Origin of the sequence: Krasilnikoviella flava (assembly GCF_900167525.1) — a bacterium.
Taxonomy (GTDB): Bacteria; Actinomycetota; Actinomycetes; order Actinomycetales; family Cellulomonadaceae; genus Isoptericola; species Isoptericola flavus.
Genome location: NZ_FUZQ01000005.1, coordinates 375,748 through 384,476, shown reverse-complemented (window position 1 = coordinate 384,476; position 8,729 = coordinate 375,748). Strand labels below are relative to the sequence as shown.

General features: G+C 73.7%; 10 protein-coding genes. 7 read left to right on the top strand and 3 right to left on the bottom strand.

Going from position 1 to position 8,729, the window contains the following annotated elements; all coding sequences use genetic code 11:
* The 5 genes from B5Y66_RS15360 to B5Y66_RS15340 form a co-directional block, all read left to right on the top strand.
* Positions 1-306 (top strand): gas vesicle protein GvpO (locus B5Y66_RS15360; protein ID WP_079575352.1); only part of this gene is annotated, 306 nt, incomplete at its 5' end.
* 38 nt (positions 307-344) lie between these two features.
* The gene (locus B5Y66_RS23175; protein WP_281252017.1) at positions 345-827 is read left to right on the top strand and encodes a gas vesicle protein; all 483 of its coding nucleotides are present in this window, start codon (positions 345-347) and stop codon (positions 825-827) included.
* Entirely contained in the window at positions 824-1,756 is a 933-nt protein-coding gene (locus B5Y66_RS22760; protein ID WP_139820909.1) for a gas vesicle protein, read from the top strand. Before B5Y66_RS23175 ends, B5Y66_RS22760 begins: the two co-directional genes overlap by 4 nt.
* Complete coding sequence (locus tag B5Y66_RS15345) at positions 1,747-2,082, top strand: gas vesicle protein K (protein ID WP_079575528.1); 336 nt, start codon at positions 1,747-1,749, stop codon at positions 2,080-2,082. Before B5Y66_RS22760 ends, B5Y66_RS15345 begins: the two co-directional genes overlap by 10 nt.
* Complete coding sequence (locus tag B5Y66_RS15340) at positions 2,079-2,861, top strand: GvpL/GvpF family gas vesicle protein (protein WP_079575351.1); 783 nt, start codon at positions 2,079-2,081, stop codon at positions 2,859-2,861. The genes B5Y66_RS15345 and B5Y66_RS15340 overlap by 4 nt, the downstream gene beginning before the upstream one ends.
* 53 nt (positions 2,862-2,914) lie before the next feature.
* Here B5Y66_RS15340 and B5Y66_RS15335 read toward each other — a convergent pair whose 3' ends face one another.
* The 3 genes from B5Y66_RS15335 to B5Y66_RS15325 all read right to left on the bottom strand — a co-directional run bounded on the left by B5Y66_RS15335 (position 2,915) and on the right by B5Y66_RS15325 (position 5,288).
* A complete protein-coding gene (locus B5Y66_RS15335) occupies positions 2,915-3,598 on the bottom strand; it encodes a PAS and ANTAR domain-containing protein (RefSeq protein WP_079575350.1) in 684 nt (227 codons plus the stop codon).
* Positions 3,599-3,824: 226 nt separating this feature from the next.
* Positions 3,825-4,340: a hypothetical protein gene (locus B5Y66_RS15330; RefSeq protein ID WP_079575349.1), complete on the bottom strand. Its 516-nt coding sequence runs from the start codon at positions 4,338-4,340 to the stop codon at positions 3,825-3,827.
* 159 nt (positions 4,341-4,499) lie between these two features.
* Positions 4,500-5,288: a uracil-DNA glycosylase family protein gene (locus B5Y66_RS15325; protein ID WP_079575348.1), complete on the bottom strand. Its 789-nt coding sequence runs from the start codon at positions 5,286-5,288 to the stop codon at positions 4,500-4,502.
* A 216-nt stretch (positions 5,289-5,504) separates the two neighbouring features.
* On the opposite strand from B5Y66_RS15325, the gene B5Y66_RS15320 reads away from it, so the two are divergent.
* Positions 5,505-7,037, top strand: a complete 1,533-nt coding sequence (locus B5Y66_RS15320) for an amidohydrolase family protein (protein WP_079575347.1) — start codon at positions 5,505-5,507, stop codon at positions 7,035-7,037.
* Positions 7,034-8,695: a S41 family peptidase gene (locus B5Y66_RS15315; protein ID WP_139820908.1), complete on the top strand. Its 1,662-nt coding sequence runs from the start codon at positions 7,034-7,036 to the stop codon at positions 8,693-8,695. The genes B5Y66_RS15320 and B5Y66_RS15315 overlap by 4 nt, the downstream gene beginning before the upstream one ends.
* The last annotated feature ends 34 nt before the right edge of the window (positions 8,696-8,729 follow it).

The following is an 8,729-nucleotide window of genomic DNA, read 5'->3' as shown; positions in this document are numbered from 1 at the left end:
GACGAGCCCGAGCAGGACGACGAGCCCGAGCAGCACGCCACCTCGGGGGGCGGGCTCGACGCGCAGGAGGCGGCGCGCCGCGCTGTCGAGCACCTGGAGGAACTGAGCCATCACGACCCCGAGGGCGTGGTGGGCATCGAGCGGGACGGGAACGGCTGGACGGTGATCGTCGAGGTCCTGGAGGACGCGCACGTGCCCAGCACGTCCGACGTGCTCGCGGAGTACGAGGTGCAGCTCGACGCCGACGGAGGGCTGATCGGTGTCACGCGGGGTCGTCGCTACGTGCGCGGCCGCGCCGAGACCTGACGGCGCATCCGTCGACAGGCAGGAGGGAGGGACGCAGCATGACGATGGTCCCCGGCTCGGGCGCCGGCCCGATGGAGCCGCAGCGCGCCCGCGAGGGAACGCTCCTGCAGGTCGTCGAGACCTTGCTCGACAAAGGCCTGGTGGTGAACGCCGACATCATGGTGTCGGTCGCGGGGGTGGAGCTGCTCGGCATCCGGATCCGGGCGGCGCTGGCGTCGTTCGACACGGCCGCCCGGTACGGGCTGGAGTTCCCTGGGGGTACCGACCGCGACACGCTGGCATGGAAGCAGGCGATCGAGCCGAAGGAGACGTGTCCGGAGTGCGGTAAGTCGGCGCCGACCGCGCAGCTCCTCGAGGAGTACTGCCCCTGGTGCGGGTGGCAGAGCGCGCTGGCGCAGCGGGGAAGCGCCTCCGGGCGGGAGGTCGAGAGCGAAGCGTCCCGCGTCGGCACGGGCGCGGGCGACGAGGCCGACGACGGTGGCGGCTCCGAGGGGCGCTCCAAGGGCGGGCGCGGGGGATGACGGAACCCTCCGCCGCCGTCGCACCGCCACAGCATCCGCAGGGCGGTCTCGTCGGGCCCGCCCTGCAACCCACCCGGGACCTCGGTGCCACCCTCCCGGACCTGCTGGACGCACTGCTCGACAAGGGGGTCTACCTGGACCTCGATCTCATCGTCACCGTGGCCGGGATCCCGCTCATCGGCGTGAACCTGCGCGCCGCCGTCGCCGGCGTCGAGACGATGCTCGAGCACGGCATGATGCGCGGCTGGGACGAGCAGACGCGCGCCTGGGTCCGGGAGTCCCTGGCACGGAACGTGCCGCTCTCCGCGGACGAGGAGGTCGTCGCACGGATGCCCGGCGGGCACCGCCGAGACGCCCCTCCGGGCGACTGGCGACCGGGCACGGTGTACCTCACGTCGCGGCGTCTTCTGGTCTGGCGTGCGGACCCTCGCGAGATGCTGTGGCAGGCCGCCCTCGAGGACATCATCGGCATCGACCTCCGCACCGAGCGGTCCGTGGGCGGCGAGGACCGCGATCGCCTGGCGGTGACGACGCGCGCGGAGACCGCACTCCTCTCCGTGGCCGCGCCCGGCCGGCTGATGGCCCTGCTGCGCGAGCACGGGCCCGACGCCCCGACGCACGCCCCCGAGCTGCGAGCCCAGGTCTGGTACCTCGAGGAGCGGAGGGGCGCGCCGGCCTGGCGGGGCGGCACCGGAACCCTCGGGCCGGGCGGGCTGACCTGGCAGGGGGCCGGGGACGTGAGCCCCGCCGTCCGGGCTCGCGAGATCCGTACCGTCCAGGTGCGCCGCGCCAGGACTCCCGTGGGCCGCCAGGTCCTGCTGGTGAGCGCCGACGAGGGGACGGTGCGCCTCGCCACCAGGGACGCGGCCTGGGCGCGCGCACTCACGAGCTCCGTGCACGAGCACTCCGGAGGCGACCCATGCCACTGACCATCGACGAGAACAACCTGAAGAACGGGGTCCTGACCCTGGTCGTGACCCTCGTCGAGGTGATCCAGGAGGCGCTCGAAGGGCAGGCGCTGCGACGGATCGAAGGCGGCGACCTCACGGCCGACGAGCAGGAGCGTCTGGGTCAGGCCCTGCTCGACCTCGACGAGGCGCTCGAGTCGATCAAGGCGGACCATGGCCTCGGGGCGTCGGTCGCCGATCTGCGCCGGGGGCTCGACGACGTCGTGGGCGACGTCGTCGACCGGCTCGTGAACCCCGTGCTCGGGGTGGACCCCGAGGGCGGGGGGCTGCCACGGGCGGCGACATGACCCCCGCGACGACCGAAGGCCTCTACCTGTACGCGGTGACGGCCGGCGGCGCGGAGGGCGACCTCGGTACCGGCATCGACGATGCTCGCCTGCACCGCGTCTCGGCGCGCGACCTGGCTGCGGTGGTGCACCGCCACACGTCCGGGCCGTACGGCGGCGCGGACGAGGACGTGCGCCGCCGGGTCGTGGAGCACAGCGAGGTCGTGGACCGGCTGTGGCAGGCCGGCGCGGTGCTGCCGGTGAGCTTCAACGTGATCGTCGCGGGGAACGCGCAGGCGCCGGCGCGGCGGCAGGTCGCGGGCTGGCTCGACCGGCACGCGCCGCGGCTGACGGCACGACTGGACCAGGTCACGGGCCGCGGCGAGCTCCAGGTGGAGATCGGTCTCGAGCAGCACGAGGCCGCCGCCGGCGACCCGCGCGTCCTCGCCCTGCGCGCCGAGCTCGAGGAACGACCCGCGGGCGTCCGCCGGCTGATGACCAAGAGGCTGGAGCAGCTCGAGCGCGATGCGACCGCCGCTCTCGCCGGCGACCTCTACCCCGAGCTGCGGCGTCGGCTCGTCGCGACGGCACCGGACATCGCCGAGAACCGCCGCATGCACCCGGAACGCGGCGTGGTGCCCGTCCTCGGACTGTCGCTCCTGGTTCCGCTCGACCAGGTCGATCAGGTGGGGATCGAGCTCAGCCGGATCCGGGCCGAGCTGCCCGCCGTGCGTATCCGTTACGTCGGACCCTGGCCGCCCTACTCGTTCGCCGACCTTCCGGGGACGACGTCGACGTGACCTCCACGAACGGCTCACCTCCTCCGCTCGCCGCGGCCGGGATCCAGGACGCGTCATCCCTCCCGGGTGGCCGTGTCGGAATGCGGGGGAGCGGCGAGGAACTGCTTGAGCTCCTCGCCCGAAGGGAACGTCGTCACGCCCTCCCGCCCGAACCAGGCCATGAGCCAGGCCGCGACGGTGCGCACCGGAACGTTCAGGTCGTTGGAGGTGGCGCGGAGCCGAACGAACGCCTCGTCCGGGTCGAGCCCCAGGCCGACCATGAGGACACCCTTCGCCTGCTCGATCGATGCCCGGCTCGCCGCCGCCGCCCTGATGGAGGCGGTCGCCTCACGCTGGGCGGCCTCGCGGTTGGCCTCTGTCACGTCGACGAAGTACCCGAACAGCTCCGTGATCTCGCCCGTCGACGTGTCCCGGCGGCCCTGTCCGGTGACGGCGATGACGCGGGTCCGACCCTGGGCGTCGAGGATGCGGTGCACCGAGCTGAACGCCTCGCCGGTCGCCGCGGCGTGTTGCAGGACACTGTCCACGCGATCACGATCTGCGGCGTGCTTGTGAGAGAGCATGAGCTCGGTGGTGGGTACGACCTCGCCGGGAGCGAATCCATGCATCGCGAAGATCTCGTCGGACCATGACCAACGACCGGTCGTCAGATCGAACCGGTAGAGCCCTACCGGCGGTCGCACGCCTGGTGCGAGCGCCGCTTCGAGGGCTTCGTCGGTGGGCTTGTCCTGGTCCATCCGTCCTCCCCGCGCTCGACGAGTGTGCCTCTTACTGTGCACCCGAGGGCGGTCGGAGTTCCATCACCGGAAGCACATGTCACCCGGACGGCGACCAGAGGATGAGGGGCCCGGATGCCGTCCTTGCCTGGCGCTCCCGCGCTGCTGCCGAAACGACCGGTATTTCCGAGTGTCGACACGTCGGATCAGGCGTGCACCGCGTCGGCGGCCGAGTTCCCGGGTGACGTCACGACGCCGACAGCTGAGCGCCCAGGACCCTGATCATGCTGTCCGCCCACTGGAGCTGTCGCTCGGTCTGGAGCCGGCAGCGCAGGCAGAGTGCGAGCAGGGGCCGATCACGGACTGCCTCGGCCGCCTGGGCAACCAGGCCCCATTCGATGGAGACGCCGCAAGCGAGCATGGCGATCTCGCGGAGGTCCATCAGAAGCATGAGCTCGTCGGGCTGGGTGGCCAGCGTCGACTCGTCGTTCGGCACCGCGCCGCCCACGTCGTCGAACTTGTCGCCGAGCGCCCTGCCGATGACGACGCCCAGCCGTGACCCGGGCTCGTCGTCGATCAGCACATCGTCATACGGGACCGCCACCGCGATCATTCGGGCGTGCTCCCGTGACCAGGTGGCGACGTCGTGCGCGAGGCCGAGCGTCCCGTGGGCGGCCTGGTGGCTCTCGGCGACGCGGTCCAGGCGTCGAGCGAGCTCGCGCTCGGACCGTTCCAAGTCTCGAACGACGGTCCCCAGCTTCACGGCACCCCCTCGACGGGAGTCGGCAGCACCTCACGCCGCCGATGGTGGGCGGCAAGGAACGGCGGGTCCCACTACAGGGTAGAGCGACCCCGACAGCGTGTGGGTAGCGGTGGTGGCACCCGTCGACGCACGCGGTGGTCGCGATGCGGCGGGGCGTCCTCAGGGCGCCGGCACCTCGACGGTGATGTTGGCACGCTCGTTGCCCGGCGGGTTGCCGAGAGTCGCCCAGAAGTCGGTGCTGCGCATCCATGCCGGGATGCCCGCCGGGAGGTCGCGGCTCGGGATCTCGGGCAGCTCGCCGGGCGCGAAGTCGGCGCCGTAGGGGACGAGGGGCTGCGCGACGTCCGGCGTGCCGAGCCGGTCGTGCAGACGCTCCAGCGCCACGTTCCAGTTGTCGAGCAGGTCCCGGCGGCTGATCGGCCCGCCCGGCTTGTCGGCCGTCGGGTGCAGGGCGCGCTGGTGGAAGACCGAGACCCCGGACCCCTCGGGCGAGGTCACGAACGTGCGCCACGCCTGGAAGGCCGGGGTGCCGAAGGTCACCACCGCCTCGATGCGACCGGGCGCGAGCGCCGCCGCGAACCACCGGTGGCGGTAGGCGACGACCTCCGGGTCGTTCAGGTGCGGCAGCGCCATGTCCTGGTTGAAGATGCCGTAGAGGAACGCGTTCACCATGAGGTAGCCGTGCGTGAACCCGAGCTTCTCGACGAATCCCTGCACCCGGCGCCCGGCCTGCCCGGACAGGATGCGCCGCGTGAACGCCTCGGTCTGGGCCGGGTCCTGCCCGACGACGAGCAGCCGGGCGGTCCCGTTCGCCCGCCCGCGGTAGAACACCGGCCCCCAGAGGGGGCGGAAGCCGTCGGCGCCACGGAACACGGTGTCGTCCGGGTAGGTGCGGCACAGCGTCCGGAACCGGCCGGTGGGCCCGGTGTCGAACGGGTCGGTGATCATGGCGCCTCCTCGGGCCGGCACGGTCGGCGGTCACGGTCGGCCGTCTCGACCGACCCCTCCACCGACAGGGAGCGACGCGGGGACGCCGCACGCACGCCCGGGACCGGGTGAAGTCGGCCCGCGCAGCCGGTGGGACACCGCCGCCCGTGGCGACAATGAGGCAACAGTCCCGGTGCGGGCGCCCGTCCCGCCGGGATCGACCGCAGGGGGACGGCCATGGCGCAGCTGGTCATCACGGGGAACGTCGCGCCGATGTCGCGGGGTGCGACGCAGCCGCCGGAGCGCGGGCGGGTCTGGATCGACGGGGACACGGTCGTCGACGTCACCCGCGGCAGTCGGCGGGTCGGCGGCTTCTCCCGCGCCACGGAGGTCGACGTCGGCGAGGCCACGGTGCTGCCGGGGTTCGTCGACATGCACAACCACCTGGCCTACAACGCGCTGCCGCTCTGGACGGAGCCGGGCCGCACCGAGCCGTGGCTGCACAACAAGCACTGGCCCGACGCCGACACGTACACCGAGTCGATCACCGAGCCCGCCTGGGTGTACGCCAAGGCCTGCCCCGAGGCCCTGCTCGCCTACGTCCAGGTGCGCGCCATGGCCGGGGGAGCGGCCGCGGCGCAGGGCTGGCCCACCGCGAACCGCGGGTACCGCACCGTCATGCGCAACGTCGACGCCGAGGACGTCGGCACCGGGCGGGACGACCTCGTCTACACCTCCGTCGTGACCAAGACGGGCGAGGCGCTCACCACCGCCGTCCGGCGCATGGCCGCCGGCTCCGGGTTCATCTACCACTGTGCCGAGGGGCGTCGGGGGTCCCGCGTCCTGGCCGACTACACCGACCTGGACCGTGCCGACGGGCTGCTCCCGACGCTGCTGGCCGTCCACGCGTGCGCGGTCGACGCCGACGAGTGGGCCCGGTGGGAGCAGGCCGACGCAGGCGGCGTCGTCTGGTCCCCGCTGTCCAACCTCCTGCTCTATGCCGAGACCACGCTCGTCGACGACGCCCGGGCCCGCGGCGTCACCGTCTGCCTGGGCAGCGACTGGGGCCCGTCCGGCACGAAGAACCTCCTCGGCGAGATGAAGGTGGCCCGCATCGCCGCCGACCACCTCGGGTACGACCTCACCGACGCGCAGATCGTCGAGATGGTGACCAGCAACCCCGGCGCGCTCCTCGAACGGTGCTGGCACCGTCCCGTCGGCCGACTCGTCCCGGGGGCGCTCGCGGACGTCACTGTCGTGCGGGGGCGCGGGCGCGGGGACGCCTGGACGCGCGTCGTCGCGGCCCGGGAGCGGGACGTCGCCCTCGTCGTCGTCGGCGGCGTCCCTCGCTACGGGGACTCGAGCCTCATGACCGCGGCCGGTGCGCCGCCGAGCTTCACCGCCACCGTCGGCGGCCGACGGCGCCGGGTGGCGATGCCCGACCCGACGGACCCACAGAAGGCCTGGTCGTGGCGCGCCGTCATGGACACGCTGCGCGCGGTGCAGCAGGACCCCCAGCAGGCCATCGCGACCGCCCAGGCCCGCGCCTCCGCGGGGCCCCGCTTCGCCCCGGACGCCGACCTCGAGCTTTTCCTCGACATGCCCGACACCCGGCGGACCGGGCGCGCCGGCCCGCCCAAGAACCCCGACACCGTGCGGATCCCCCCGGTGCCCGCGCTGGAGCACGACGCGGCGTACTTCGACCTCCTCGACGCCGCGCCGATCCCGGACGGCGTGCTCGCGCCGCTGCGCGCGCGGTTCGGGTCGTGACGCCCCCGAGCCCGGCGGCCGCCCGGGCCCGTACCGGCAGCCGCCTCGACGACGTCGTCCCGTCCCGGGCCGAGCAGGGGCCGGAGCCGGTGGCGCTCACCGCGACGCAGCAGCACGACCTCGTCGACCTCTGGACCACGCTGCTCGCCGACGTCTACGTGCACTACGGGCAGAAGCGCGCGCTCTACGGGTACGACCCGTTGCGGGCGCTCGCGGCGCTGCGCCGGGAGATCCCCCTCCTCGACAGCGCCGGGTTCCTGCGCGCGCTCAGCAGGATCGTCAACCGGTTGCGCGACCAGCACACCCAGCTGTTCGTCGGCGCGCCGGGAGCGGACCCGTACGTGGCCGCGCTGCCGTTCCTCGTCGAGTCGTTCGGCCCGTACACGGCGCCCACATTCCTGGTCACCAAGACCACCGACGGCGTGCCCGACCCGGCGTTCGTCCCCGGGGTACGGCTCATCACCTGGAACGCCGTGCCCTTCACGCGCGCGGTCGACCAGTTCGCCGACACCCTGACCGGAGGGCGGCCGGACGCCCGCCGGGCGCGGGCCCTCGAGACGCTCACCCAGCGACCGCTCGCCTACCTGCCCCCGCCGGACGAGCTCTGGGTCGACGTCGGGTACCGGCACCCCGAGGACCCCGCCGACGACCCCGACCGCACGGCCCGGTTCGAGTGGCGCGCGATCCGCCCGGAGTCCGCTGCGACCGCCGACGACCGGGTGGAGACCCGGACACGCCGGGGGATCGACGTCGTCGGGGAGACGGCCCGGCGCGCCCGCAAGCTGCTGTTCGCCACCGACCTGTGGGAGGCCGACCGGCGTGCCGCCGCGCCCCAGGCGAAAGGGTCGGGCTGGCTGCGCACCAGCTTCGCCGACGCCCTCGCGGCCCGGCCCGTGACGACGTCGCACGGCACGTTCGGGTACCTGCGGATCTGGACGTTCGACGTGCGCCACCCCGCTCGGTTCGCCGACGAGGTCGCCCGGCTCCTGCGCCGGCTGCCCGCGGCCGGCCTCGTCGTCGACCTCCGGTCCAACCCGGGCGGCGTCGTCGACGCCGCCGAGCGGCTCTTCCAGCTCTTCACGGACCGGCGCATCGAGCCGGCGCGGTTCGCGTGCCGCGCGACGCCGGCGATGGCCGACATCGCCGAGGCGGACGGCAACGGGGCGGACCTCGCCGACTGGGCCGGTTCCCTGCGCACCGCCCTCGACCTCGGCGAGGAGTTCTCCCAGCACCTGCCCCTGGCCGACCCCGAGCTCTGCAACGGCGCGGAGCGCGCGTACCGCGGACACGTCGTCGCCGTCGTGGACGCCAACACCTACTCCTGCGGCGACCTCTTCGCCGCGGGGATCGTGGACCACGGCATCGGGCGGGTCGTCGCGGTCGGCGCGGCCACCGGCGGGGGCGGCGCGAACGTGTGGACCGGCGACGACGTCCAGTACGCCTACCACGCGGCCCACCGCACGCTCCCGCCGCTGCCGCCCGGGATCGGGTTCGCGCTCGCGGTGCGCCGGATGGTCCGGTCCGGCGCCGCCGCGGGCCTCGCGATCGAGGACGTCGGCGTGGCCGGCGAGGAGCGGTACGACATGACCGAGCGCGACGTCGTGGGCGGGAACCGCGACCTCCTCGAGCACTGCACCGCGCTCCTCGCCTCCTCGTAGCGGCCGCCGACGCGCCTGTGCTGCTGCTCCGGCC

Bases quoted from the DNA above. Each gene is read 5' to 3' on its own strand.
- B5Y66_RS22760 (WP_139820909.1), top strand. From the start codon at position 824: ATGACGGAACCCTCCGCCGCCGTCGCACCGCCACAGCATCCGCAGGGC.
- B5Y66_RS15325 (WP_079575348.1), bottom strand. From the start codon at position 5,288: ATGATCACCGACCCGTTCGACACCGGGCCCACCGGCCGGTTCCGGACG.
- B5Y66_RS15335 (WP_079575350.1), bottom strand. From the start codon at position 3,598: ATGGACCAGGACAAGCCCACCGACGAAGCCCTCGAAGCGGCGCTCGCA.
- B5Y66_RS15340 (WP_079575351.1), top strand. From the start codon at position 2,079: ATGACCCCCGCGACGACCGAAGGCCTCTACCTGTACGCGGTGACGGCC.
- B5Y66_RS23175 (WP_281252017.1), top strand. From the start codon at position 345: ATGACGATGGTCCCCGGCTCGGGCGCCGGCCCGATGGAGCCGCAGCGC.
- B5Y66_RS15320 (WP_079575347.1), top strand. From the start codon at position 5,505: ATGGCGCAGCTGGTCATCACGGGGAACGTCGCGCCGATGTCGCGGGGT.
- B5Y66_RS15345 (WP_079575528.1), top strand. From the start codon at position 1,747: ATGCCACTGACCATCGACGAGAACAACCTGAAGAACGGGGTCCTGACC.